The 25375-nt window shown below is 65.4% G+C and carries 27 protein-coding genes; 17 read left to right on the forward strand and 10 right to left on the reverse strand.

Annotated elements, in window-relative coordinates; translation table 11 throughout:
* Positions 1 to 393: a sulfurtransferase complex subunit TusD gene (tusD, locus tag U873_RS0101855; RefSeq protein WP_025126614.1), complete on the reverse strand. Its 393-nt coding sequence runs from the start codon at positions 391 to 393 to the stop codon at positions 1 to 3.
* A 182-nt stretch (positions 394 to 575) separates the two neighbouring features.
* Between tusD and U873_RS0101860 the strand changes: the two genes are divergently transcribed.
* Positions 576 to 1325 carry an SDR family oxidoreductase gene (locus U873_RS0101860; RefSeq protein ID WP_025126615.1) on the forward strand — a complete coding sequence of 250 codons (750 nt, stop codon included), beginning with the start codon at positions 576 to 578 and terminating at the stop codon, positions 1323 to 1325.
* 11 nt (positions 1326 to 1336) lie between these two features.
* Here U873_RS0101860 and U873_RS0101865 read toward each other — a convergent pair whose 3' ends face one another.
* From U873_RS0101865 to U873_RS0101875, 3 genes are read right to left on the reverse strand one after another with little or no spacing between them, the layout of a single operon-like run.
* A complete protein-coding gene (locus U873_RS0101865; RefSeq protein ID WP_025126616.1) occupies positions 1337 to 2044 on the reverse strand; it encodes a YoaK family protein in 708 nt (235 codons plus the stop codon).
* Positions 2045 to 2100: 56 nt separating this feature from the next.
* Positions 2101 to 2436, reverse strand: coding sequence for a DUF6388 family protein (locus U873_RS0101870; protein ID WP_025126617.1), 336 nt, complete (start codon positions 2434 to 2436; stop codon positions 2101 to 2103).
* Positions 2437 to 2496: 60 nt separating this feature from the next.
* On the reverse strand, positions 2497 to 2922 hold the full coding sequence (locus tag U873_RS0101875; RefSeq protein ID WP_025126618.1) for an RDD family protein: 426 nt from the start codon (positions 2920 to 2922) through the stop codon (positions 2497 to 2499).
* Between the two features lie 184 nt (positions 2923 to 3106).
* Here U873_RS0101875 and U873_RS0101880 point away from each other — a divergent pair, with 184 nt between their 5' ends.
* The gene (locus U873_RS0101880; protein WP_025126619.1) at positions 3107 to 3859 is read left to right on the forward strand and encodes an outer membrane beta-barrel protein; all 753 of its coding nucleotides are present in this window, start codon (positions 3107 to 3109) and stop codon (positions 3857 to 3859) included.
* A 247-nt stretch (positions 3860 to 4106) separates the two neighbouring features.
* Here U873_RS0101880 and U873_RS0101885 read toward each other — a convergent pair whose 3' ends face one another.
* The gene (locus U873_RS0101885; protein WP_025126620.1) at positions 4107 to 5015 is read right to left on the reverse strand and encodes a LysR family transcriptional regulator; all 909 of its coding nucleotides are present in this window, start codon (positions 5013 to 5015) and stop codon (positions 4107 to 4109) included.
* A 125-nt stretch (positions 5016 to 5140) separates the two neighbouring features.
* On the opposite strand from U873_RS0101885, the gene U873_RS0101890 reads away from it, so the two are divergent.
* The 10 genes from U873_RS0101890 to U873_RS0101935 all read left to right on the forward strand — a co-directional run bounded on the left by U873_RS0101890 (position 5141) and on the right by U873_RS0101935 (position 16297).
* On the forward strand, positions 5141 to 6289 hold the full coding sequence (locus tag U873_RS0101890) for a muconate cycloisomerase family protein (protein ID WP_025126621.1): 1149 nt from the start codon (positions 5141 to 5143) through the stop codon (positions 6287 to 6289).
* 10 nt (positions 6290 to 6299) lie between these two features.
* Positions 6300 to 6590, forward strand: a complete 291-nt coding sequence (gene catC, locus U873_RS0101895) for a muconolactone Delta-isomerase (RefSeq protein ID WP_011062149.1) — start codon at positions 6300 to 6302, stop codon at positions 6588 to 6590.
* A gap of 52 nt (positions 6591 to 6642) precedes the next feature.
* A complete protein-coding gene (gene catA / locus U873_RS0101900) occupies positions 6643 to 7572 on the forward strand; it encodes a catechol 1,2-dioxygenase (RefSeq protein ID WP_025126622.1) in 930 nt (309 codons plus the stop codon).
* A gap of 150 nt (positions 7573 to 7722) precedes the next feature.
* Positions 7723 to 8679 (forward strand): AraC family transcriptional regulator, encoded by a 957-nt coding sequence (locus U873_RS0101905; RefSeq protein ID WP_025126623.1) that lies wholly within the window; start codon positions 7723 to 7725, stop codon positions 8677 to 8679.
* Between the two features lie 539 nt (positions 8680 to 9218).
* Complete coding sequence (gene benA, locus U873_RS0101910) at positions 9219 to 10583, forward strand: benzoate 1,2-dioxygenase large subunit (RefSeq protein ID WP_025126624.1); 1365 nt, start codon at positions 9219 to 9221, stop codon at positions 10581 to 10583.
* Positions 10580 to 11068: a benzoate 1,2-dioxygenase small subunit gene (gene benB, locus U873_RS0101915; RefSeq protein ID WP_025126625.1), complete on the forward strand. Its 489-nt coding sequence runs from the start codon at positions 10580 to 10582 to the stop codon at positions 11066 to 11068. Before benA ends, benB begins: the two co-directional genes overlap by 4 nt.
* 10 nt (positions 11069 to 11078) lie before the next feature.
* Positions 11079 to 12092 carry a benzoate 1,2-dioxygenase electron transfer component BenC gene (gene benC / locus U873_RS0101920; RefSeq protein WP_025126626.1) on the forward strand — a complete coding sequence of 338 codons (1014 nt, stop codon included), beginning with the start codon at positions 11079 to 11081 and terminating at the stop codon, positions 12090 to 12092.
* A gap of 474 nt (positions 12093 to 12566) precedes the next feature.
* Positions 12567 to 13340, forward strand: coding sequence for a 1,6-dihydroxycyclohexa-2,4-diene-1-carboxylate dehydrogenase (locus U873_RS0101925; protein WP_025126627.1), 774 nt, complete (start codon positions 12567 to 12569; stop codon positions 13338 to 13340).
* 194 nt (positions 13341 to 13534) lie between these two features.
* Positions 13535 to 14863 carry an aromatic acid/H+ symport family MFS transporter gene (locus tag U873_RS0101930; protein WP_025126628.1) on the forward strand — a complete coding sequence of 443 codons (1329 nt, stop codon included), beginning with the start codon at positions 13535 to 13537 and terminating at the stop codon, positions 14861 to 14863.
* 222 nt (positions 14864 to 15085) lie between these two features.
* The gene (locus tag U873_RS0101935) at positions 15086 to 16297 is read left to right on the forward strand and encodes a benzoate/H(+) symporter BenE family transporter (RefSeq protein WP_025126629.1); all 1212 of its coding nucleotides are present in this window, start codon (positions 15086 to 15088) and stop codon (positions 16295 to 16297) included.
* A gap of 51 nt (positions 16298 to 16348) precedes the next feature.
* On the opposite strand, the gene U873_RS0101940 is transcribed toward U873_RS0101935, so the two are convergent.
* Together U873_RS0101940 and U873_RS0101945 are read right to left on the reverse strand one after the other, a co-directional pair.
* Positions 16349 to 17632, reverse strand: coding sequence for an FAD-binding oxidoreductase (locus tag U873_RS0101940; RefSeq protein ID WP_025126630.1), 1284 nt, complete (start codon positions 17630 to 17632; stop codon positions 16349 to 16351).
* Positions 17633 to 17885: 253 nt separating this feature from the next.
* Complete coding sequence (locus U873_RS0101945; protein WP_025126631.1) at positions 17886 to 18833, reverse strand: dihydrodipicolinate synthase family protein; 948 nt, start codon at positions 18831 to 18833, stop codon at positions 17886 to 17888.
* A gap of 685 nt (positions 18834 to 19518) precedes the next feature.
* On the opposite strand from U873_RS0101945, the gene U873_RS34945 reads away from it, so the two are divergent.
* A complete protein-coding gene (locus U873_RS34945; RefSeq protein ID WP_081818590.1) occupies positions 19519 to 19704 on the forward strand; it encodes a hypothetical protein in 186 nt (61 codons plus the stop codon).
* A 32-nt stretch (positions 19705 to 19736) separates the two neighbouring features.
* On the opposite strand, the gene U873_RS0101960 is transcribed toward U873_RS34945, so the two are convergent.
* From U873_RS0101960 to U873_RS0101970, 3 genes are all read right to left on the reverse strand, one after another.
* Complete coding sequence (locus U873_RS0101960) at positions 19737 to 20279, reverse strand: hypothetical protein (RefSeq protein WP_025126633.1); 543 nt, start codon at positions 20277 to 20279, stop codon at positions 19737 to 19739.
* 72 nt (positions 20280 to 20351) lie between these two features.
* Entirely contained in the window at positions 20352 to 21779 is a 1428-nt protein-coding gene (locus U873_RS0101965; protein ID WP_025126634.1) for an ATP-binding protein, read from the reverse strand.
* Entirely contained in the window at positions 21776 to 22438 is a 663-nt protein-coding gene (locus tag U873_RS0101970; RefSeq protein WP_025126635.1) for a response regulator, read from the reverse strand. Before U873_RS0101970 ends, U873_RS0101965 begins: the two co-directional genes overlap by 4 nt.
* A 171-nt stretch (positions 22439 to 22609) precedes the next feature.
* Here U873_RS0101970 and U873_RS0101975 point away from each other — a divergent pair, with 171 nt between their 5' ends.
* From U873_RS0101975 to U873_RS0101990, 4 genes are read left to right on the forward strand one after another with little or no spacing between them, the layout of a single operon-like run.
* Entirely contained in the window at positions 22610 to 22876 is a 267-nt protein-coding gene (locus U873_RS0101975; protein ID WP_025126636.1) for a PepSY domain-containing protein, read from the forward strand.
* Positions 22876 to 23421 carry a cytochrome b/b6 domain-containing protein gene (locus tag U873_RS0101980; protein ID WP_025126637.1) on the forward strand — a complete coding sequence of 182 codons (546 nt, stop codon included), beginning with the start codon at positions 22876 to 22878 and terminating at the stop codon, positions 23419 to 23421. Before U873_RS0101975 ends, U873_RS0101980 begins: the two co-directional genes overlap by 1 nt.
* Positions 23422 to 23467: 46 nt before the next feature.
* Entirely contained in the window at positions 23468 to 24763 is a 1296-nt protein-coding gene (locus tag U873_RS0101985) for an exo-alpha-sialidase (RefSeq protein ID WP_025126638.1), read from the forward strand.
* A complete protein-coding gene (locus U873_RS0101990; protein WP_025126639.1) occupies positions 24763 to 25374 on the forward strand; it encodes a membrane protein in 612 nt (203 codons plus the stop codon). The genes U873_RS0101985 and U873_RS0101990 overlap by 1 nt, the downstream gene beginning before the upstream one ends.
* The last annotated feature ends 1 nt before the right edge of the window (position 25375 follow it).

Raw genomic sequence — 25375 nt, forward strand, 5'->3', positions numbered from 1 at the left:
TCACGCCCCTCCAAAGCAGATCAGGCGGTCGGCGGCCTGCACCCCGTCGTGCAACTGGCCGAGCCCGGACAGCTCCCAGGGCGCCTCGACATTCACCGCTCCGCGCTGGTAGCGCTTGGCTTCATCGGCGTTCAACACCCCGCGGCGCAAGGCCGCGGCGATGCACACCACGCCGTCCAATTGGTGCTGGCTGACGAATTCGCGCCACTGGCGGGGCAGGTCCTGCTCGTCCTGGGGCGTGACGATGCTGTTCGAGGCGTTGTGCACGCCGTCCTGGTAGAAAAACAGCCGGACAATCTCATGCCCGCCCGCCAGCGCCGCCTGGGCGAACAGCAGGGCGCGGCGCGAGGAGGGCGCATGGGCGGCGGAGAACAGGGCAATGGCGAACTTCATGACGGACTCTTCGGGCAAACCTGGGCGCCATGATAAAGCTTTAGCGTCGCCGCGGCTAAACCCCTTTGCGTACAGGCTGTTGCCGGGCTGGCGGGACATATCGGGTAACGCTTGTCCGGCCCTTCGGCCGGTGCCCGGGGATAGACTCACGGCCTCAATCTATCTCGGACAAGGAGCAAGGGATGTTGGACCTCAAATCAGCAGTTGTGGTGGTCACCGGTGCCGGTCGCGGCCTGGGGGCGGCCCTGGCCATCAGCCTGGCGGACCTGGGTTGCAAGCTGATCCTCTGTGGTCGCAATGGGGCGGCCCTGGCGGATGTCGCTGCGCAGATCCTCGAACGTACCGGCACCACGGCCGAACAGGTGGTGGTGGACCTGGCCAACATGGACAGCGTCAAGGCGGCCCTGGCCGAGATCCACGTGCGCCAGCCCCAGGTCGACATCCTGATCAACAACGGCGCCATGTGGCTGGAAGCCAGCGAGCAGCCCCACAGTGCGGGCGAGGTGCTGGGGGTGATCGATGCGGCGCTCAGCGGCACCTACCTGCTGACCCAGGGCCTGCTGCCGGTGCTCAAGGCATCGACGCGCCCGGACATCGTCACCATCGGCTCCATCAGCGGCTTGCCCAATGCACCGCTGCACAGCGTGTCACTGCCGTTCTACGCGGCCAAGCACGGGCAACTGGCCCTGGCCGACGGCCTGCGCCAGATGCTCAAGGGCACTCCGGTGCGTTCACTGTGCGTGCACCCGCCGTACCTGGAAGACATCTCGCCCCTGGATGAGCAATGGCAGCAGGTGCCCGAGCGCCAGAAGGGCCAGAAGGGCACCAACCGCGATGTGGTGGAGGCGGTGATCTTTGCCCTGACCCGGCCACGGCACATCAGCCTGTCGTCGATCGTCATCGACACCGATGACGGTGGCCTGTTCAGTTGATGCCGAGCGCCTCAGCGGCCGATGTACTTGCGTTGCCAGCGCCGGGGAATGCGCAGTGACAGCAGCCCCAGCAAGGCCGAGATCACGGCACTGACATACAGCGCCTGCAAGCCCAGGCGCTGTTCCAGCAGGGCTCCCAGCACGGCACCGGCGAACATCCCGGTCCAGGGCACCAGTTGCACCCGCCAGCCATTGCGTCGTTCGCCCAGCAGCCAGCGTCCGAAGCCGCGGCCGAAGCGCGACAGGGCGCCGGTCACGTAGGTCAGGCCGATGGGCAGGCCGTTCACTTCCTCTACGGCGGCGTTGAGCATGCCCATGGCGATGATGGCCGCGAGTATCGCCGGCAATGAGCTGTTATTGCCGGGCCAACTGGCGGCGATGCACAGCAACGCGCCGATACACAGCAGCAAGGGCAGGGCGCGATGGCCACCCAGGCGGCTGACCATCACCCCCAGTGCGTTACCTGCGACAAAGGTCGCCACCAGCAGGCTCAGGCGCAGGATCAGGCCGACATCGCCGTCGCTGATGGCCACTGCCAGGCGCGTGGTGTTGCCGCTCATGAATGAAACGAAATCCCCGGTGGCCATGAAGCCGATGGCATCGGTCATGCCTGCCAGTACCGAAAGGGCGGCCACCAGGGCCAGGCCGATCCGACCGCGCCACTTTTGTGCGCGTTGCAGGGCGGGGTCGCCGTGATGGCCGAGGGTGGAAGGCAGCATCGTCAGGTTCTCCTGTTCAGGGACTGCGCGGGGACGTGTGCGGGGCGCTGCAAGGTTCAGGCATCAGGGACGATGCCGTGGAGCGCGCAATACTCCGGCCACGGCATGCCGGCCATTTCTGCCACCTCCTTGTGCACTGCCAGGCGTCGCTGCCGGTACTCATCAGTGCTGGCTGTCGTCAGTTGCAGACTCAGCTCCCAGGCGAACAAGCCCTGGCGCTCGGCTTCCGCTTCGAAGGCCTCGTGCAGGCGTTCTGCGCGGTACTGCTCCGGGGTTTCACCGCGGGCCCGGGCTTCCAGGGGATTGAGGTGGTCGAGTTGTTGATTCAAGTCGGGGCGTTGCTCGAGGAACCTGCGCAAGGCCAGTTCATGGGGCTGTTCGTTGATTGCCATTGAGACTCCCGGAAAAAGCGCCGATGCAGCAGGGCGCGATGATAGAGGTGTTGCCAGCGCTCAAGGCCCGACTGGCAAACCGCGCAACTGCACCAGGTCCTTGCGCGGGATGACGTAAGTACGCGCCAGCATATCGCCAATGCGCTGGCAGCGGCCCGAGTTGGCACATACCAGCAAGGTGACCAGGCTGAGTGCCGCCTCGAACTGCCTCGTGGCCGAGCGGATCAGCACTTGCATCAGCGAAGGGGCCTGGCCGACGCCGTTGATCACCTGCAGGCCACACAGGGCCTTGCCCGGGGTACGGCCGTGCAACAGGTATTCGCAGAGCACAAAATACAGGTTCCAGATCGCCATCAGCGCCAGGTCGGTGTGGTAGAAACCGCCCACGGCGAGGCTCAAGGCCAGCCACAGCAGCACCGTCAGGGCGCTGTCCAGCAGGTAGGCCAGGATGCGCCGGATGAGCAGGCTGGTTCTCGATACTTCCATGCATTGCCCCAAGACTACGTCGTGTATTGAGCCCGGTATTGTAAGGCCTAAAGCCCTGGCACGTGGCGAGGCGCCATTACGATGTGAAAAAAAGGTGAAAAATAATCAGAACCTTTTGCTTTTCATCTCCCTCGAAAAGGCTCCTGAGTCATTGGTCTTTTTTATACAGGGAGATTTACTCGCAATGCCAAATGTCTATGCAACCCTTCTAGCCAGCACCTCCGCCGCCGCCCTGCTGGTACTGTCCGGCAACGCCATGGCCGCACCGGACACCGGGCCGATTTCCACCCTGGGGATCCTGGGCAGCTACAACGACTTCAAGCTCGAAGGCGGTAGCGACAGCGACAAGGAGCATTTGGGTGAAGGGGGTGTGTTCTACAACTTCGGCAACAAGATGACCGCCGAATCGGGGCTGATCTACCAGGCCGGGGTCGAAGCCAAGTTCGGCAAGAAGAGTGACAACAAGCTCAAGGAAGGCCAGGCCGACCTGGACCTGGGCTGGCGTGCGGCGCTGGATGCGCGCAATTTCGTCGACGTGCTGGTGGGCGCCGGCTACAGCTGGACCCGCTACGAGCCGGACACCGGCGACTACGACATGAAGCTCACCAACAAGTCGCCATTTGCCAAGGCGGCCCTGGGCTACAACCATCAGTTCGACGACGTCACCATGCGCGTTGAACTGGGGGCTCGCCACACCATCAACGGCAAGGCCCGGCTCAAGGTCGACGATGTCGGCAGCGACACCGTGGACCTCAAGGACCGCACCAACCCTTATGCCGAGGTGAATTTCCTGATGAACCAGAACGGCTCGCTGCCGGTGATGGCCGGGGTCTACTACACCCGCACCGAATACAAGCTGGACGTAGACACCCCGGTGGCCGACAACACCCGGCTCAAGCGTAACGAGTATGGCTTCAAGGTTGGCCTGACGTTCTAAGAGCCGCAGCCCGTTGCAAACGGCAAGAGAGCCGCCGGTGCCTAATGCCGATCAGTTGAGCGCTAGAGCGAACGAAAAATAACCTGGAGCGAGGGAGCTTGTTCCTGCTGGACTGTGTCGCAGTCCCATTTTTACCGCTGCGCGCCCCCGCGCGAGCAAGCTCCCTCGCCACCAGTGCAGCGCTTGCCCTCAACTGACTGGCATTAGCCGCCGGCCCCGTCTTTCGATGGGGCCGGCGCTGGTGTTTTCAGCCGATGGAAGGTTCTTCGCGACCGATTTCGGCCCGCAACTGGGCAATCAGATGCAGGCAGTGGGTGAGGCCCGGCGACGGCTCGCCGACCCGGCGGCTGAGGATGATCGGCGAGGTGGCCTTGGGTTCCAGCAACGGGCAAAAGCCGATGTCGTCACGATGCAGCACCTGCACCGAGGCCGGCACCAGGGTGATGCCGAGGCCGGCGCCCACCAGGCCGATGGCGGTCTGCAGTTCGTTGGTCCACTGGGCCACTTTCAATTGCAGGCCGTGGCCGGCGAACAGTGCAATCACATGGTCGGCGTAGCTTGGGCGTGGGTTGGCGGGGTAGAGCACGAACGGCTCGGCGGCCAGTTGCTGCAGGCTCAATGGTTGCCCGAGCAAGGGATGCCCGGCGGGCAGGGCGGCCACCAGGCGATCCTCGGTGAGCACGCGCTGGACGATGGCCGGATCGTCGATGTGAATACGCCCGAAGCCGATGTCGATGCGCCCGGCCTTCAAGGCCTCCACCTGTTGCAGGGTGGTCATCTCCGACAGCCCCAGCTCCAGCTCCAGGGTCTCGTTGCCGCGCAGGCGGCGAATCAGTTGCGGCAGCACGCCATACAAGGTTGAAGGGGCAAAGCCGATGCCCAGCCAGGTCTTGTGCCCCAGGCCAATGCGCCGGGTGTTGTCGCAGACCTTGCCCAACTGCTCCAGCACCCGGTTGGAGTGTTCATAGAAAAACCGCCCGGCGGCGGTCAGGCGCAAGGGCCGACCACGCTCCAGCAGCAACACCCCGAGTTCGTCTTCCAGTTGCTGGATCTGCCGGCTCAAGGGCGGCTGGGCGATGTGCAGGCGTTCGGCGGCGCGGGTGAAATTCAGGGTTTCTCCCAGCACCTGGAAGTAACGCAGGTGACGCAGTTCCATGGGGCCTCCGGTGGTGATGCTTGAATACCTTAAAGGTATCGAACCAGACCAATTCTATATTGGCCCCCCGGAAAAAGCCGGGACAGAATCGTTGGCAGAACTTCAAGAACCTGACGGGTATGGAAATGCACGCTTCTGCCATTGAATCGATCGAGACGATCATCGTCGATCTGCCGACCATCCGCCCTCACAAGCTGGCCATGCACACCATGCAGAACCAGACCCTGGTGCTGATCCGCCTGCGCTGCGCCGACGGCATCGAAGGCCTGGGGGAATCCACCACCATCGGCGGCCTGGCCTATGGCAATGAAAGCCCGGACAGCATCAAGACCAATATCGACCGCTTCTTCAGCCCGCTGTTGATCGGCCAGGACGCCAGCAACATCAACGCCGCCATGCTGCGCCTGGAGCAGAGCATCCGCGGCAACACCTTCGCCAAGTCGGGCATCGAAAGTGCCTTGCTCGACGCCCAGGGCAAGCGCCTTGGCCTGCCGGTCAGCGAACTGCTGGGCGGCCGGGTGCGCGATGCGCTGCCGGTGGCCTGGACCCTGGCCAGCGGCGACACCGCCAAGGACATCGCCGAAGCCGAACAGATGCTCGACCTGCGCCGCCACCGGATCTTCAAGCTGAAGATCGGCGCCGGCGAAGTGGACCGTGACCTGGCCCACGTGATCGCGATCAAGAAGGCCTTGGGCGACCGCGCCAGCGTGCGGGTCGACGTCAACCAGGCCTGGGACGAAGCCGTGGCCCTGCGCGCTTGCCGCATCCTCGGCGGCAATGGCATCGACCTGATCGAGCAGCCGATCTCGCGCAACAACCGCGCCGGCATGGTGCGCCTGAATGCCGTGAGTCCGGCGCCGATCATGGCCGACGAATCCATCGAGTGCGTGGAAGATGCCTTCAACCTGGCCCGGGAAGGCGCGGCCTCGGTGTTCGCCCTGAAGATCGCCAAGAACGGCGGCCCTCGCGCCACCCTGCGCACCGCGGCGATTGCCGAGGCGGCGGGCATCGGCCTGTATGGCGGCACCATGCTCGAAGGCGGCATCGGCACCCTGGCTTCGGCCCACGCGTTCCTGACCCTGAACAAATTGAGCTGGGACACCGAGCTGTTCGGCCCGCTGCTGCTGACCGAGGACATTCTCGCCGAGCCGCCGCTGTACCGGGATTTCCAGCTGCATGTTTCCCGGGCAGCGGGCCTCGGCCTGAGCCTGGACGAAGAGCGCCTGGCGTTCTTCCGCCGCGACAAGACCACCCCCGTGCTGCATCACACCTGAGGAGGGCTCCATGCTATTCCACGTGAAAATGACCGTGAACCTGCCGGTCGACATGAACCCCGAGCGCGCCGCGCAGCTCAAGGCCGACGAGAAAGCCCTGGCCCAGCGCCTGCAGGCCGAGGGCAAGTGGCGCCACCTGTGGCGCATTGCCGGGCTGTACGCCAACTACAGCGTGTTCGACGTCGACAGCGTGCAGGAACTGCACGACACCCTGATGCAGTTGCCGCTGTATCCGTACATGGCTATCGAAGTCGACGCCATGTGCAGGCATCCTTCCTCGATTCATGAGGATGACCGCTGAGTCCGTTGCCAGAGCGTTAGCCACTCTAATAAATACAAGATGAGGATCGATCATGAACGTGCGTATTTCCCACACTGCCAGCGCCCAGCAGTTTCTCGAAGAAGCCAGCGGGCAGTTCACCGAGGGCGGTAATCCACGGGCCAAGGCCATCATCTACCGCATCCTGCGGGACTCGGTGAACATCATCGAAGACCTGGAGGTGACCCCGGAAGAGTTCTGGAAAGCGGTCAACTACCTCAACGTCCTCGGTGCCCGTCAGGAAGCCGGGCTGCTGGCTGCCGGCCTGGGCCTGGAGCACTACCTGGACCTGCTGATGGACGCCGCCGACGAACAGGCCGGCAAGACCGGCGGCACCCCGCGTACCATCGAAGGCCCGTTGTACGTGGCCGGTGCGCCGCTGTCCCAGGGTGAGGCGCGGCTTGACGACGGCGTCGACCCGGGCGTGGTGCTGTTCATGCAGGGCCAGGTCACCAACACCGCGGGCCAACCCCTGGCCGGGGCCATCGTCGACGTCTGGCACGCCAACACCGGCGGCACCTATTCCTACTTCGACGGCAGCCAGTCGGAATTCAACCTGCGCCGGCGCATCGTCACCGACGCCGAGGGTCGCTATCGCTTTCGCAGCATCGTGCCGTCCGGCTACGGCTGCCCGCCGGATGGCCCGACCCAGCAGTTGCTCGACCAACTGGGCCGGCATGGCCAGCGCCCAGCGCACATCCACTTCTTCATCTCGGCGGACGACCATCGCCACCTGACCACCCAGATCAACCTGGACGGTGACCAGTACCTGCACGACGACTTCGCCTACGCCACCCGCGACGAACTGATCGCCAAGATCACCTTCAGCGAAGACCAGGCCCGGGCCAAGGCCCTGGGGGTCAGCGGACGCTTTGCCGAGATCGACTTCGACTTCACCCTGCAGTCTTCGGCGCAACCACAAGAGCAGCAGCGCCACGAGCGGGTGCGCGCCCTGGAGGCCTGAGCCCGATCGTGCAGGACCGAGCCACGGGCTCCCTTCGGGGCTCGTGGCTTTTGCCGTTGTGTGCGAGTGTGCCTTGCGTGATCTGCCTGCATTGGCGGTACCAGTGCCGCGCAATGCACCCCCTATAAGAACAATCAGAGTGACCCGGTTATGCAAATGCATCTGTTGACTGAGCGCAGTAGCGTGTTTGTCCAAGCCGATCCCTATGCCGTGTCCGGCTACGTCAACCAGCACGTGGGCAGCCACTGCATCCGCCTGCCGCGGGCCGGCAGCCCCCAGGCCAGCCTCAACCACCGCTCCCTGGCCAGCCTCGACCTGTGCAGCCTCAGCTACGGCGGCAGCGTGCGCGTCACCTCGCCGGCCCTGGAAAGCATCTACCACCTGCAAGTGCTGCTGCGGGGCCATTGCCTGTGGCGCGGCCCGGGTGAAGAACACTACTTCGCCCCCGGCGAACTGCTGCTGATCAACCCCGACGATCCGGTGGACCTGACCTATTCCGACGATTGCGAAAAATTCATCATCAAGATTCCCACGCGCCTGCTGGAAGCCGCCTGCCAGGAACAGCGCTGGCAGTACCCGGGGCAGGGCGTGCGCTTTCTCCAGCAGCGCTACCAGTTGCAGGACCTGGAAGGTTTCATCCCCTTGCTGAGCCTGCTTTGCGGCGAAGCCGAAGCCCGGGAATGCATGCCCAAGGTCCAGGAGCACTATGCACAGATCCTGGTGGGCAAGCTGCTCGGGCTGATGCAGACCAACGTCCAGCGCGGCGCCCTGGGAGCCTCGGCGGCGACCTTCGAACGCATCGCCGACTACATCGAACGCAACCTCAAGCAAGACATCGGTTGCGCAGAACTGGCGCAGCAGGCGCGCATGAGCCTGCGCTCGCTGTACGGCCTGTTCGAACGCAACGCCGGCACCACCCCGAAGAACTACATTCGGCAGAAGAAACTGCAACGGGTTCACGCCTGCCTCAATGATCCCGAGAGCCCGGTGCGCAACGTCACCGAACTGGCCCTGGACTTCGGCTTCCTGCACCTGGGCCGGTTTGCCCAGAGCTACCGCCAGCACTACGGCGAACTGCCTTCCGACACCCTCAAGCGCCGCCACTGATCCCAGGCATCGGCCCCTTGTAGGAGCTGGCTTGCCAGCGAAGACGCGCGTGAGGGCGATGCAGGGCTTGAGGACCGCTTCGCCGGCAAGCCGGCTCCTACACACGACCTTTTCAGCTCCGGCCCGTAGGAGCTGGCTTGCCAGCGAAGGGACGCGTGAGGGCGATGCAGGGCTTGAGGGCCTCTTCGCCGGCAAGCCGGCTCCTACACACGACCCTTTCAGATCCGGCCCGTAGGAGCTGGCTTGCCAGCGAAGGCGCGCGTGAGGGCGATGCAAGGCTTGAGGGCCTCTTCGCCGGCAAGCCGGCTCCTACACACGACCCTTTCAGATCCGGCCCGTAGGAGCTGGCTTGCCAGCGAAGGTGCGCGTGGAGGCGATGCAAGGCTTGAGGGCCTCTTCGCCGGCAAGCCGGCTCCTGCACAGCCCATCGCCAGGCCCTTTGCAGAAAACGGATACAGGTCTGCACGCAACGGCTATTGCCCACCCAACCCCCGTCCTAGCATGGGGCTGCCTGAACAAAAACAATGGAGGCGGTGGCCATGACCCTGCGACCCGAATACCTGCACGCCCTGCTTGAAGAAGACCGCGACCAGGGCGTCTACCGCTGCAAGCGCGAGATGTTCACCGACCCCCGGCTGTTCGACCTGGAGATGCAGCACATCTTCGAGGGCAACTGGCTGTACCTGGCCCATGAAAGCCAGATCCCCAACCCCAACGACTACTACAGCACCACCATGGGCCGGCAATCGGTGTTTATCGCCCGCAACAAGAACGGTGAGCTCAACGCCTTCATCAACGCCTGCAGCCATCGCGGGGCCATGCTCTGCCGGCACAAGACCGGCAACAAGGCTTCCTTCACCTGCCCGTTCCACGGCTGGACCTTCAACAACTCCGGCAAGCTGCTCAAGGTCAAGGACCCGGCCGCCGCCGGCTATCCGGCGAGCTTCAACTGCGAAGGCTCCCACGACTTGACCCGCGTCGCGCGCTTCGAGTCCTACCGCGGCTTTCTGTTCGCCAGCCTCAACCCCGAGGTGCTGCCCCTGGTGGAGCACCTGGGAGAGTCGGCGAAGATCATCGACATGATCGTCGACCAGTCCGCCGACGGCCTCGAAGTGCTGCGCGGCTCCTCCAGCTACATCTACGAAGGCAACTGGAAACTCACTGCCGAGAACGGCGCCGACGGCTACCACGTCAGCTCGGTGCACTGGAACTACGCCGCCACCCAGAACCAGCGCAAGCAGCGTGAGGCCGGCGAAGACATCCGCACCATGAGCGCCGGCAGCTGGGCCAAGCAGGGCGGCGGCTTCTACTCCTTCGACAAGGGCCACATGCTGCTCTGGACCCGCTGGGCCAACCCCGAGGACCGACCGCTGTACGAGCGCCGTGACGAGCTGGCCCGGGACTTCGGCCAGGCCCGCGCCGACTGGATGATCGAGAACTCGCGCAACCTGTGCCTGTACCCCAACGTCTACCTGATGGACCAGTTCAGCTCGCAGATCCGCATCGCCCGGCCGATCTCCGTGGACCGCACGGAAATCACCATCTACTGCATCGCCCCCAAGGGTGAAAGCGATGAAGCCCGAGCCCGGCGCATCCGCCAGTACGAGGACTTCTTCAACGTCAGCGGCATGGCCACCCCCGACGACCTGGAGGAATTTCGCTCCTGCCAGATGGGCTACCAGGGCAGCACCACGGCCTGGAACGACATGTCCCGCGGGGCCGAGCACTGGGTCGAGGGCGCCGACGAGGCGGCCAGGGAAAGCGACCTGCACCCGATCCTCAGCGGCGTGCGCACCGAGGACGAGGGCCTGTTCGTGATGCAGCACAAGTACTGGCAGCAGACCATGCTCGCCGCCCTGGCCGTAGAAGAGTCACGCCAGATCGCCGTGGAGGCCGTGCAATGAACATTGCCTATGATGCCGTGCGCGATTTCCTGTACCGCGAAGCCCGCTACCTGGACGACAAGGACTGGGACAGCTGGCTGGAGCTCTACGCCGCCGACGCGACCTTCTGGATGCCCTCCTGGGACGACAGCGACCAGCTCACCGAAGACCCGCAGCGGGAGATCTCGCTAATCTGGTACGGCAACCGCAGCGGCCTGGAAGACCGGGTGTTCCGGATCAAGACCGAGCGCTCCAGCGCCAGCATCCCCGACACCCGCACCTCCCACAACCTGAGCAATATCGAGCTGCTGGAGCAGGCCGACGGCCTGTGCAAGGTGCGCTTCAACTGGCACACCCTGAGCTTTCGCTACAAGACCGTGGACAGCTACTTCGGCAGCAGCTTCTACACCCTCGATTTACGGGGCGAAAACCCGCTGATCCTGGCCAAGAAAGTCATCCTGAAGAACGACTACGTTCGCCAGGTCGTCGACATCTACCACCTCTGAGGCGACTGCCATGACCCACCAAATCGCACTCAATTTCGAAGACGGCGTGACCCGTTTCGTCAGCGCCAACGCCGGAGAAACCGTGGCCGATGCCGCCTACCGCCAGGGCATCAATATTCCCCTGGACTGCCGCGACGGCGCCTGCGGCACCTGCAAGTGCCAGGCCGAAGCCGGGCGCTACGAGCTGGGCGAGGACTACATCGAAGACGCCCTGAGCGCCGCCGAAGCCGAGCAGGGTTTTGTCCTCACCTGCCAGATGCGCGCCTTGAGCGATTGCGTGGTGCGGGTGCCGGCGTCCTCGGCGGTGTGTCGTGCCGGGCAGGCCAGTTTCGACGCACAGATCAGCCGCCTGCAGCAGCTGTCCGACAGCACCATTGCCCTGTCGGTCAAAAGCGAGGCCCTGAGCCGGCTGGCGTTCCTGCCGGGGCAGTACGTCAACCTCGGGGTGCCGGGCAGCGCGCAGACCCGGGCCTATTCCTTCAGCTCCCTGCAGCGCGATGGCGAGGTCAGCTTCCTGATCCGCAATGTGCCTGGCGGCCTGATGAGCAGCTTTCTCACCGGGCCGGCCTCGGCTGGCGACCGCCTGACCCTGGCCGGCCCCCTGGGCAGCTTCTACTTGCGCGAGATTCGTCGTCCCTTGCTGCTGTTGGCGGGCGGCACCGGGCTGGCGCCGTTCACCGCGATGCTGGAGAAAATCGCCGAGCAGGGCAGCGCGTACCCGCTGCATCTGATCTACGGGGTGACCAACGATTTCGACCTGGTGGAACTGGATCGCCTGGAAGACTTTGCCGCGCGCATCCCGCAGTTCAGCTTCAGCGCCTGCGTGGCCAGCCCCGAGAGCCAGTACCCGCGCAAAGGTTATGTGACCCAGCACATCGAACCGGTACACCTGAACCAGGGTGATGTGGACGTGTACCTGTGCGGCCCGCCGCCGATGGTCGAAGCGGTGAGCCGGTACATCCGCGAGCAGGGCATCGTCCCGGCGAATTTCTACTTCGAAAAATTCGCCGCCAGCGCCGCCTGAAGAACGCCTCACCGCCGTAGGAGCTGGCTTGCCAGCGAAGGCGTCTCCAAGAGCGCTGCAAGGCTCAAGGGCCCCTTCGCCGGCAAGCCGGCTCCTACGGAATTCCACACGGCAAGGCATAGCGTTGTGTAGGAGCTGGCTTGCCAGCGAAGGCGTCCCCAAGGGCGCTGCAAGGCTCAAGGGCCTCTTCGCCGGCAAGCCGGCTCCTACGGAATTCCACACGGCAAGGCATAGCGTTGTAGGAGCTGGCTTGCCAGCGAAGGCGTCTCCAAGGGCGCTGCAAGGCTCAAGGGCCTCTTCGCCGGCAAGCCGGCTCCTACGGAATTCCACACGGCACGGCATAGCGTTGTAGGAGCTGGCTTGCCAGCGAAGGCGTTCCCAAGGGCGCTGCAAGGCTCAAGGGCCCCTTCGCCGGCAAGCCGGCTCCTACGTCGGTTGGTGTTCCCTCCATCTTTTTGCACTCACGAGGTCTGCATGAACCGCTTCCATAACAAAGTCGCTCTGGTCACCGGCGCCGCCCAGGGCATCGGCCGTCGCGTTGCCCAACGCCTGGCCGAAGAGGGCGCCCGGGTGGTGCTGGTGGACCGCTCGGAGCTGGTCTTCGAACTGCAAGCCGAACTGGCGCCCCAATACCCGGTGCTGGCCCTTACCGCCGACCTGGAGTCCCATGCCGAATGCAGCCGGGTGATGGCCGCGGCGGTGCAGCATTTTGGCCGCCTCGATGTGCTGGTGAACAACGTCGGCGGCACCATTTGGGCCAAGCCCTTCGAGCACTACGAGGCCGAACAGATCGAAGCCGAAGTGCGCCGCTCGCTGTTCCCGACCCTGTGGTGTTGCCACGCCGCCTTGCCCTACATGCTGGAGCAGGGCAGCGGCGCCATCGTCAACGTTTCCTCGATCGCCACCCGCAGCATCAACCGCGTGCCCTACGGCGCGGCCAAGGGCGGGGTCAACGCACTGACCGCCTGCCTGGCGTTTGAAACCGCCGGGCGCGGGGTGCGGGTCAACGCCACCGCCCCCGGTGGCACTGAAGCACCACCACGGCGCATCCCGCGCAACAGCGCCGAGCAGAGCCCGGAAGAAAAAGTCTGGTACCAGCAGATCGTCGACCAGACCCTCGACAGCAGCTTGATGAAACGCTACGGCAGCGTTGACGAGCAGGCTGCGGCCATTCTGTTCCTGGCCTCCGATGAGGCTTCCTACATCACTGGCATGGTGATGCCGGTGGGCGGAGGGGATCAGGGCTGAAGCACACAACGCCCCGGCCGCCAGGCGCTGCTGCAGGGGCCGGCGGCGCACACTGAGCCTTGAACTCCTGGCGGCAGGAAGAGGCTGCAGCACACGGCCTGACCCCCAACATCCCGGGGCAATCCGCTGAGGTCTTCCCCCTGCGGTGCGCTTCGTTGACGCGGTTTCCAAAACAACAATAAGAGTCCGATGCCATGCGTAACCTCGATTGCAATGCCTTGATCGATGAGGCCCGCTTCAACCCTTTCCACTGGCGCGTGCTGTTCTGGTGTGCGCTGATCATCATCTTCGACGGCTATGACCTGGTGATCTACGGCGTGGTGCTGCCGGTGCTGATGCGCGAGTGGGGCCTGACCCCGCTGCAGGCCGGGGCCCTGGGCAGCTACGCGCTGTTCGGCATGATGCTCGGCGCGCTGTTCTTCGGTTCGCTGTCGGACCGTATCGGGCGCAAGAAGGTCATTGCCGTGTGCGTGATCCTGTTCAGCGGGGTCACCGTGCTCAACGGCTTCGCCCGCAACCCCACGGAGTTCGGCCTGTGCCGCTTTGTCGCCGGCCTGGGCATCGGTGGGGTGATGCCCAATGTGGTGGCGTTGATGAGTGAGTACGCGCCGAAGAAGATCCGCAGCACCCTGGTGGCGATCATGTTCAGCGGCTATTCGGTGGGCGGCATGCTTTCGGCCGGGCTGGGCATTGTCCTGTTGCCGGCGTTTGGCTGGCAGTCGGTGTTCTATGTGGCGGCGATTCCCCTGCTGCTGTTGCCGCTGATTCTCAAGCATTTGCCGGAGTCGGTGGGCTTCATGCTGCGCCAGGGCCGCGAGCAGGAAGCCCGGGAGGTGCTGCAGCAGGTGGAGCCGGGGTTTGTCCCGCAGGCCGGGGACCGCTTTGTCCAGGCGCTGCCGGCCGCCACTGGTGCACCGGTGCTGCAGCTGTTTCGTCAAGGCCGGGCGCTGAGCACGCTGATGCTGTGGCTGGCGTTCTTCTGTTGCCTGCTGATGGTCTACGCCCTGAACTCCTGGCTGCCCAAGCTGATGACCAGCGCCGGCTACGGCCTGGGCTCGAGCCTGATGTTCCTGCTGGTGCTGAACTTCGGCGCGATCTTCGGCGCCGTGGGCGGTGGCTGGATCGGTGACCGGCTGTCCCTGCCCAAGGTGCTGGTGGGGTTCTTCGTCATGGCGGCGCTGTCCATCAGCCTGCTGGGGTTCAAGAGCCCGAGCCCGCTGCTCTACGCCCTGATCGCCATCGCCGGCGCCAGTACCATCGGCACGCAGATCCTGGCCTACGCCTGTGTCGCCCAGTTCTACCCCATGGCCATGCGTTCCACGGGCCTTGGCTGGGCCTCGGGCATTGGCCGCAGTGGGGCGATTGTCGGGCCGCTGCTGGGCGGAGCGCTGGTGGCCGTGGAGTTGCCGTTGCATTACAACTTCATGGCCTTTGCCTTGCCCGGGGCAGTGGCGGCCCTGGCCATGTGCTTTGTCTATCCGCGCCGGGCCGGGGCGTTGCCCCTGGCCGAAGCCGGGGTCTAGGGGCTGTTGGGCAACAGGCAGGGGATGGATGCTGTTGCCCTACCAGCCGTTGCGGCGCTACGCGAGACTGGCGGCGCAGAGGGGAATGGATGAGTCACCCTGCGCTGGACCCTGCCCCGACCGTTGCTGGTTCGGCCTGCATCCGCCGCACCGTGTGAGAAACCACCGCCTATGGCATCGGCACCGCGGCAGAGCGTGCTGCCCTCGTTTTGTGGAGCCTGCATGAATACCCTGTTCAAGGACTTTTCCCTCTCGGCGCTGGTGGCCGGGTTCATCGCCACGCTGATTTCCTATGCCGGGCCCCTGGTGATCATCTTCCAGGCGGCCAAGGCCGCCGGGTTGCCAGAAGCCGTGCTGTCGTCCTGGGTCTGGGCCATCTCCATCGGCAGCGGGGTGCTGGGCATCGTCCTCAGCCTGCGCTTTCGGGTGCCGCTGGTGATCGCCTGGTCGGCGCCGGGCTCGGCGTTGCTGGTGGCGCTGTTGCCGGGCGTCAGCCTTGACCAGGCGGTGGGCGCCTACCTGGTGGCCAACGGGCTGATTTTGCTGGTGGGGCTGTGGGGGATTTTCGACCGGATAGTCGGCAAGCTGCCGGCGGCGATTTCCGCGGCGATGCTGGCGGGCATCCTGTTCAGTTTCGGCACCGGGCTGTTTCGCTCCATGGCCGACAAGCCGCTGCTGGTGGGGGCAATGTTCTGTGCCTACCTGCTGGGCAAGCGCCTGTTGCCGCGCTATGCGGTGCTGGCGGTGTTGCTGGTGGGCTGCGGGATGGCCCTGGGGAGCGGCGACATCAACCCGTCGGCCCTGGTGATCGGCCTGGCCACGCCCCACTGGATCACCCCGGCCTTCAGTTTCTCGGCGCTGCTCAATGTCGCGCTGCCGCTGGTGGTGGTGGCCCTGACCGGGCAATTCGTGCCCGGCATCGCGGTGCTGCGCAATGACGGCTACCGCACCCCGGCCAGCCCGATCCTTGCCAGCAGCGGCCTGGTCGGGGGGTTGCTGGCGCCGTTCGGCTGCCACGGCCTGAACCTGGCCGCCATCACTGCCGCCATCTGCACCGGCCGCGAGGCCCACGCCGACCCCGCCAAGCGCTATGTCGCCGGGGTCATGGGTGGGGTGTTCTACCTGCTGCTGGGAATCTTTGGCGCTACCCTGGTCTCGCTGTTCAGCGCCTTTCCCCCGGCGCTGATCGCGGCCCTGGCCGGGCTGGCGCTGTTCGGTGCGATTGGCAGTGCCCTGAGCAACGCCATGGGGGTGCCGGAGGACCGTGAGGCGGCGCTGATCACCTTTCTGGTCACGGCCTCGGGCATGTCGCTGTTCGGGCTGTCGGCGGCGTTCTGGGGGCTGATCTTCGGCCTGCTGGCCCATGGGCTGTTGCGGATGTCGGTGCGTCGCTCCGGGGCCAGGGGCAGCCAGCCGTTGCGGCCGCGCCACTGAGTTGCACAATGGCGCCGCGGCCTTGCTGGCGATGCTCGGCCGCGGCCCTTTTCAGAACCGATCCAGACGGTAGGGTTGCAGATCCGGCAGTGGCCCTGAGGCGCTGAGCGCTGTCGGCATCGCCAGGCGGCCGACCAGTTCGGCGGTCACCGCCGCCTGGGTCAAGCCCAGGTGCTGGTGCCCGAAAGCCAGCAGCACCCGGCCGTCCGCTGCCTGGTCGATCACTGGCAGCGAGTCCGGCAGGGAAGGGCGAAACCCCATCCAGGGTGTGGCGTCTTCTAGGTTCAAGTCCTGGCGGAACAGGCCCTTGCTCAATTGATGCAGCTGCCAGGCCCGGGCCATGTTCGCCGGGCGCTCAAGGCCGGCGAACTCGACCGTGCCCGCCAGCCTCAGCCCCCCGCTCATGGGGGTCATGATGAACTTGCGTTCCAGCGAGGTCACGGGGAACGGCAAGCGTTGCGGTTCATGAGGCAGCATCAGGTGGTAGCCACGCTCGGTGTCCAGGGGCACCTGCTTGCCGGTCAAGGCCGCGGTCAGTTGGGCGGAATGGGCACCGCAGGCAATCAGCACCCGGCGTGCCTCGACCGGCCCCTGATCGGTGAGCAATGAGACGCCGCGCTCATGCAGCCAGCCCCCCAGCACCCGGCGCTGGATAAACGCTGTGCCTAAAGCCTGGGCCGCCGCCATCAGTTCACCGACCACCTGGTAGGGGTCAAGAAAGTGCCCCGTGGCCGGGAAGAACAGCCCGCCCTTGATCTGCTCGCTCAATTGCGGCGCGGCCTCGCGCACCGCATCGGCCGACCAGTAGTCAAGCGCCACCGCCTGCTGGCCCATGCGTGCCTGGAGTGCGTCGATGGCGCGACGGGATTCGCCGCGCTCGAATACCAGCAACGAGCCCTGGTGCTTGAACAGCGCCGCACGGTCAATGGACGCGAGCAGGCGTTGCCAGGCGCCCAGGCTGCTTTCATTGAGCGCGCGGATGCCGGCCACGCTGCGCTGGAATGGCGCCGGGCGCAGGTTGAGCAACAGCCGGGCGAACCACGGCAGGGCCCGGGGCAGGTATTTCCAGTCCAGGCGCAACGGCCCCATGGGGTCCATGAGCATGGCGGGCAAACGCATGAGGATCGACAGGTCGGCGATGGGGAATACCTGCTCGGTGGCCATGTGCCCGGCATTGCCGAACGATGCGCCCAGGCCGGGCGGCTGCTGGTCCAGCAATACCACCCGCAGCCCCTGGCGCGCCAACTGCAGGGCGCAGGCCACGCCGATGATGCCCGCGCCGACAATGGCGATGTCCGGCGTGTTCTGGGGGGCATTGGAAACGCTGTTCGGCATGATGCAGGACCTCTGTCTGGCCATCGAATACACGGCGCGGCCATGCGCCGGGGCGCACGGGGCGCGGAAGGATTGTGAGTCGTGGGCGCGGTGCCGGTGTCTCGTGCTCGGCGTGCCGCCGGCCAGAGCAGGGCGCGCCCAGGAACAGCAAGCGCAATGAGGGCCACAGGCTGCCCGCCGTGGCGGCACCCTGTGGCGCAGTGGGCGTGGCGCGCTCAGGGCGCCACGCCCATGAGCGGCCATGGGCGCCGGGTCAGGCGAAGCCTTGCTCGACCGACCAGGTCGCGTACCACTGGCGGAACATCGCGTACTGGGTCTGCGCGTAGTTGCGCTGGGCATCGCTGAGGGCATCGGTTTCGTTGAAGTGCAGGGTGTATTCGCGGTCGCCGTTGAGCACCATCAGGTACTTGTAATACAGCACCAGGTCGGTGCCTTCGTCGAATGAAGACAGCACCGCCAGGGCCGTCTCCAGCTCACCGGCCTGGCGACGGGCCTTGGGGTCGCCCTTGGCGGCGGCCTTGCTCAGCGCCACCAGTTGCAGCACTTCCCGCGGAAGCACATTGCCGATGCCGGTGATGGCGCCGGTGGCGTTGCAGTTGACGAAGCCGTAGACCACATGGGTATCGACCCCCACCATCAGGGTCACGTCGTCATCCTTGGAGGTGATGTGCTCGGCGGCGTAGCGCAGATCGGCGGCGCCGCCGAACTCCTTGAAACCGATCAGGTTCGGGTAGTCGCGGCGCAGTTCGAAGAACAGATCGGCACGGGTGGAAAAGCCATAGTGCGGGCTGTTGTAGATGACCGATGGCAGCGTCGGCGTGGCCTTGAGAATGGCACTGAAGTGCGCCTTCTGCGCCGCCACCGAAGTGCCACGGGACAACAGACGCGGAATGACCATCAACCCCTGGGCCCCGACCTTGGCCGCATGGGTGGCGTGGGACACTGCCTCGCGGGTATTCACCGCGCCGGTGCCGACAATGGTCGGGACCCCCGCGGCGATCAGGCGCGCCACGCCTTCCTGGCGTTCGGCCTCGGTCAGCAGCGGCCAGTCGCCCATGGAGCCGCAGTACACCACCGCACTCATGCCGATATCGATCAGCTCGCGGCCCTTTGCGACCAAGGCGTCGAAATCCGGTTTGCGTGCAGCCGTGCAAGGGGTCATCAGCGCGGGTATGCAGCCGGTGAAGATGTTATCGCTCATGGTGGTCTCTCCTTAAACAAGTCATTGGGCGCTGCAAACAGTGCAGGGGCCGCCGCGGGCGGCTGCGCGGTGATCAGCACATTCAGCGAGGGCGTCGAGCAGCCTGGCGGGCCTCTTTCGAACCTCCCCTCAGCCAAGTAGGCAGGCCTCAGAATGAGCGCAAAGGAGGGGCGGCGCTTGATCGAAATGGAGGTAAATTTTGACGAAAGCAGCACAGTTTCAGCGCGCCCTGGCGCCGGCTGCAGGAGAGGCGTTATGCAAGCGTTCGAGGCGCCGACAAGGGCCGCGCGAGCAGCGCAGGATCAGCGCTCCGGCGCGAAGCATTGGCGCCGCGAGGCGCGCGGCTGGGTCTCCTGGCCCGGAGCGAGGCGCGCCCTGCAGAGAGAAACCGCGGCGTGCAAACCATGGCTGCGCCAGAGCTGCATCCATGGCCGACCGCTCGAGATGGAAAGCCTGTAGCGCCATGGATACTCGACTCTCTGACGCGGCCTGTGGCCCGTGGCACCAGCGGGGCGGGCCGGCAGCGATTGCACCTGTGCCTGAAGCGGGGCGACGGGCGCGGGAAAGTGCATCATCGCGGATACAACCCTTACCCATTCTTTACCTTGAAGCGGTGCGCAAACGGCCGTGGCGGCTGTCTGAACGGCCAGGAAAATACCTCCTGATCATGAATGAGAGTGAGCCTATGTTGTTGAAGCAAATGACCCGAATGGCAGCGCTGGTGGCCCTGCTGTCCTCCCTGTCCGGTTGCTGGATGTTCTTCCCCCCGGGTGGCGGCCATGGCGGTGGTCACGGCGGCTACGGGGGCGGTGAGCGAGGCGGACCGGGCGGTGGCCCTGGCGGAGGCCCGGGGGGCGGTGATCGACGCTGATATTTCGGGGCAGCGGCCAGCACGGCCGCTTGTCAGGTCCGTGGGGGCAGGGCATGGGGCAGGCTGATGGGCGGCGCATCCGGCAATGGTCGTGATGACTGCTGCATCAGATACCCGATGATCTGCTCCGTGCTCAGTTCCACCTGCAACAGCGCCTCATCGCCAAACCAATGGTTGGGCCAGAAGATCAGGTCCGAGGCGTTGGCCTGCGGGAAGTTGGTTTCCAGCAGGCTGAGGGCGTAGTGAATATCCGACTCCTTGCCCTCGCACTTGCGGATGAACTGCAGCAATGCGCAGGCCTCGTCGAAGCTCAGGTCGGCGACGTACTTTTCCTGGTGAAATGCCGTGCGGATAAAGTTCTGCGCATCGGTGTAGCTGTACATGTCGCGAAATTCGTGGAACTCGAACGGGTTGACGCAATGGCTGTTCCACTGCTGGATCAGGGCATCGATTTCGGGGCTTTCCTGCTCCTGGTTGTCGCAGATTCTTTCCAGGATTTCGCTCAGCAGCGCCTTCATCAAGGCACGTTTTTTCGGCGTTGGGCGCAGGGGTTTCAGCCGATCCGGGATGGCCATGTTCTGGCTCCTGTCTGGTTATTGCTACAGCCGGCTGGCCGACGCAGGTGCGCGTCGCCAGGGGCACGCATCTTATACCAACCTTACGGGGTCGGGCGCTGAGCTCGCGGGCTCAAGCCGGGGCGATCGGGGAAGCAGGAGCACGGCGCACAGGCCGCCTTCGGGGCGGTTGTGCAGTTCCAGGCGGCTGCCGATCCGCCCGGCAATGGCCTGGACAATGGCCAGCCCGAGCCCGGCGCCGTTGGCCGTGCCCTGGCTGTAGAAACGCTCCAGCAGCCGCGGACGTTGCGCTTCATCGATGCCGGGGCCGGCGTCCTCGATGCTCAAGCGCACGCTGGCATCGTCCAGGGGCTGGACCCGCACCTGCACTTCGCTGCCCGGCGGCGCAAAGTTCAGGGCATTGGTCACCAGGTTCTGCAGGGCGATCGCCAGGGCCAGGGGATCGGTGTCGATCCGGCAGTCTTCGTCACCCTCCAGTACCAGTTCAACGTCCTTGTCCAGGGCCAGGGGCGCCAACTCCGCCAGCTCTTCGCGCACCAGGGCGGTGAGGGCCACGGGGCTGTGCTGCACAGGCATCGAGGGCGGTTCGATGCGGGCCAGGGTCAGCAACTGGCTGGCCAGGCGCGTGGCCCGGTCGACGCCGTTGCGCAAAAAGTCCAGGGCTTCCTGGCGCTGTTCCGGGGTGGCCGCGTGCTGGGCGTTCTGCGCATGAATCCGCAGGATCGCCAACGGTGTGCGCAGTTCATGGGCGGCGTCGGCAATAAAGCGCCGCTCGCGCTCCAGCAGGCTGTCGATCTGCCCCAGCAACTGGTTGAGGGCGGTCTGCATCGGCTCCAGGTCCCGGGGCAGGGGCTTGAGCTGCAGGGGTTGCAGGGTCTCGCTGCTGCGCCCGCGTATGCCCTGGGCCATGGCCCGCAACGGCTTGAAGCCCCAGCCGATGGCCAGCCAGATCAGGACGCTGAGCAATGGCACGCCGATCAGGGTCGGCCACAAGGTGTGGCGCATGATGCGCTGGATCAGGTCCTGGCGGATGTCGTCGCGCTCACCAACCCAGATCAGCAAGCCCTGCTGCGGGTCGGCGAGGAGAAAGGCGCACCAGTCCTTGCCGTTTTCCAACAGATCGTGGGCCCCCAGGGTTGCAGGCGGTGCCGCCAATATCGGGGCCTCGGCGGAGCGCATCAGCAACTGGCCGTCGTCGCGCCAGACCTGGAACGTCAGGCGGGTTTCATAGGGGTGGGCCGCGCCCTCCACGCCGACCCGGCTCATGGCCTGGTCGAAGGCCTGGTGCAGGCGTTCCCAGTCCGCTGCGTCCGGCTTCTGAGCCGGGTCGCGCTGGCGCAGCACCCCTTGCAGCAACCGCGCGCTCTGGGCCAGCTGCGCGTCGTAGACCTCCTCGATTTCATGGTGGCTGTCGCGCAGCACCAGCCAACTGATCAGCAAGTCCCCCAGCAGTACCAGCACCAGCACCGGCAACAGGATCCGCGTGCGTACCGAATTCATGGCTTGAGCTCCAGCACATAGCCGACGCCGCGCACGGTGCGGATCAGTTCGCTGCAGAGCTTCTTGCGCAGGTTGTGGATCAGCACTTCCAGGGTGTTGCTTTCGACCCGGTCCTGCCAGCCGTACAGCGCCCGGGACAGGCGCTCGCGGGTCACCACCTTGCCCGGACGCACCAGCAACTGGTGCAGCAGCTGATATTCCATGGGAGTCAGCAGCACTTCGCTGTGCTGCCAATGCACCTGCTGGGTGGCCGGATCGAGCCGGATCCCGGCGTGCTCCAGCAGCGGCTGGGCCCGGCCCTGGCTACGGCGCAACAGGGCGCGGACCCGGGCCTTGAGCTCTTCGACATCGAACGGTTTGACCAGGTAGTCGTCGGCCCCGGCATCCAGCCCGGCAATGCGCTCGGCGGTGCCATCGCGGGCGGTGAGGATCAGCACCGGCAGCTCCTGTTGTTCGGCCCGCAGTTGCTGCAGCAGCGCCAAGCCGTCGAGCCGCGGCAGGCCCAGGTCCAGCAGCAACAGGTCGAAGCTTTCACTGCGCAGGGCGTGCAGGGCGCTGATGCCATCCTGCAGCCAGTCCAGGGTGTAGCCTTCGGCGCCCAGGGCCACGCGGATGCCCTGGCCGAGGGCACGATCATCTTCGACAAGCAGCAGGCGCATGGGCGGTTCTCGGAAGGACAAGGGGGAAGGGAAGGGGCGCATGATGACGCCGGCCAGGGTCCGCCGGCAGGGGTTTTTCCCGGGGAAATGTTACCGCGCGTTGCCAACTAAGCTTTCATTAAGCTTGGTTTTGCACAGTGCAGGCTCCCTTTATCAACGGAGCGTTTCTCCATGCGCAAAGTCCTGCTGCTGTCCCTTGTTCTCGCCAGCCCCCTGGCCATCGCCGGCCCGCAATGCACCACCGCCGAACGCTCGCAATGGCAGGATCAGACAGCCTTCCAGGAACAGCTCAAGGCCCAGGGTTACCAGATCAGCAAGTTCAAGGTCACCGATGGCAACTGCTACGAGATCTACGGCTTCGACAAGGACAAGCGCAAGGTCGAGATCTACCACGACCCGGTCACCGGCAAAGCAGTGAAGACCGAGATCAAAGGCTGATGCCAGAAGCTTCCCTGCGGCTGTGGGACCCGTTGGTGCGACTGTTTCACCTGTCCATCGCCGGGGTCTTTATCGGCAACTACTTCTTCAATGAAGCCGGTGACGACTGGCATGTCTGGCTCGGTTACTACGCCATGGCCTGGCTGCTATTGCGCACAGTCTGGGGATTTGTCGGGCCGCGCAGTGCGCGCTGGTCCGACTTCTGGCCGACCCGGGCCCGACTGGCGGGGCATCTGCGCTCGCTGCTGGCCGGGCGCCCCGAGCATCGCCTGGGACATTCGCCGCTGGGCGCCCTGGTGATGTTGCTGATGCTGCTGGCGCTGTTGCTGATCGGCATCAGCGGCTTCTTGATGGCGGAGGTCGATGCCCTGTGGGGCGCCGACTGGCCGCTGCAGGTGCACGAAACCAGCGCCGATGTGCTGCTGGGGCTGGTGCTGCTGCACGTCTGCGCAGCGATATTTGAAAGCGTCCAGGTGCGCGACAACCTGCCGTTGTCGATGCTCACCGGCCGCCGCCGGCCCTTGCCGGGCAGTGCTAAGCGCTAATGGTTTTTTTCCTTGTTCCCACCCTGTATTTGCCACGGGTTCCTGTATGCGTGCGCTGTCCTTTCGCCTGATCTTCCTCTGCAGCAGCCTGCTGTTGGCCGCAGTCTTTATCGCCGCCTGGCGCAGCCATCCACCTCATCAGCTGGCGCCTTTCGCCCAGGCCGCCGTCAGCAGCGACGGGGCGACGGCCAACAGCACACCGCAATACACCAGCCGCTTCGTCTCCTCGGAACTGGATGACTTCGTGCATTCCTCCTCGGTGACTGCCTTGCCCGGCGGCGACTTGATGGCCGTGTGGTTCGCCGGCTCCCGGGAAGGCGCCGCCGATGTCCAGGTGCGCAGCGCACGCTTTGATGCCCAGAGCGGCGAGTGGGGCGCCGAGCAGGTGCTGGCCACCCGTGAATCGACCCGCGACGGCACCGGGCGCTACATCCGCAAACTCGGCAACCCGGTGATCGCCCTCGGCCCGGACCAGCGCCTGTGGATGTTCTACGTTTCGGTGTCGGTGGGCGGCTGGGCCACCAGCGCCATCAACCTGATGGTCTCCGACGACCTGGGGCGCAGCTGGTCGGCGCCACGGCAACTGGTGACCTCGCCGTTCTTCAACATCAGCACCCTGGTGCGCGCCGCACCGGTGTTCCATGCCGACGGCGCCATCGGCCTGCCGGTGTACCACGAGTTCATGGGCAAGTTCGCCGAGTACCTGTACCTGAGCGCCGATGGCGCGGTGATCGACAAATTCCGCATCAGCCGCGGCAAGCACTCCCTGCAACCGACCATCGTGCCCCTGGACGAACGTCGCGCCGTGGCCATGCTGCGCTACGCCGGCGACACCCACCACAAGGTCCTGGCCAGCCGCACCGAAGACGCCGGGCAGACCTGGAGCGAACCTTATCCCCTGCAACCGTCCAACCCCAACTCGTCCCTGGCGGCAGTGGGCACCGACGACCAAGGTCTGCTGGTGGCCCTCAACGACCTGCAGGACGGGCGCTTCAAACTCAGCCTGTACGGCACCGACGCCGGCCTCAGCCAATGGCGCCCGCTGGTGGAACTGGACCAGTCCCCCGATCCCCTGGGCCAGCCGTTTTCCCATGAGGCCTACAAGGACATCATCGGCGCAGGCTTCCGCGCCTCCAGCGGCGCCCGGCGCCTGCCTCTGGAGCAGCGCTTCCTGAGCAACCTCGACTACCGGGTGTGCAAGCCCCAGGGCTGCGACTTCGAGTACGAATACCCCTACTTCAGCCGCGGGGCGGATGGCATGTACCACCTGGTCTATTCCTGGAACAACACCTTTATCAAGCACGTCAGCTTCAACGCGGCGTGGCTGGCGGAGCGCTTGTGATGCTGTCCCTGTGGCAAGCCCACCTGAGTTTTATCCTCCTGGGTTTCGTGCTGCTCGGCAGCCTGCGAGTGACCACGCCCTGGCGCCCCTGGCTGCTGCCCGTGCTGGCCCTGGTCAGCTTTATCCCGCTGAACCAGTTGCCGCTGGCGGCCTATGTGCGCAGCTTCACCGATGACCTGGCCATCAGCACCCTGGTGCTGCTGGGCTGGGTCAGCCTGCGGCGCTTGGGAGTGGTTGCGCCGCTGCCCGGCAAACACCGAGTGCAGGTCCTGCTGCTGTTTATCGGCCTGACCCTGAGTCTGTACCCCGCGACCCTGGGCCTGACCTATTTCGACCCCTACCGCTGGGGCTACAACCCACGACCGATGATTGTGCTGATGGGCCTGGCGGCGCTGGTGCTGCTGTGGCAGCGCAACCTGCTGGGGGTACTGATGCTGGCGGCCGGCACCCTGGCCTTTGCCCTGCGCCTCAAGCCTTCGGAAAACTACTGGGACTATCTGCTGGACCCGCTGCTGGCGAGTTACTGCCTGATCGCCGGCAGTGGCGCACTGCTGCTGTGGCTGTGGCGCCGTTTCGTCCAGCGCAGCCGCCGGCAGCCCCTTGCCGGCTAAA

Source organism: Pseudomonas sp. PH1b (assembly GCF_000633395.1).
In the GTDB taxonomy this organism is placed as follows: Bacteria; Pseudomonadota; Gammaproteobacteria; order Pseudomonadales; family Pseudomonadaceae; genus Aquipseudomonas.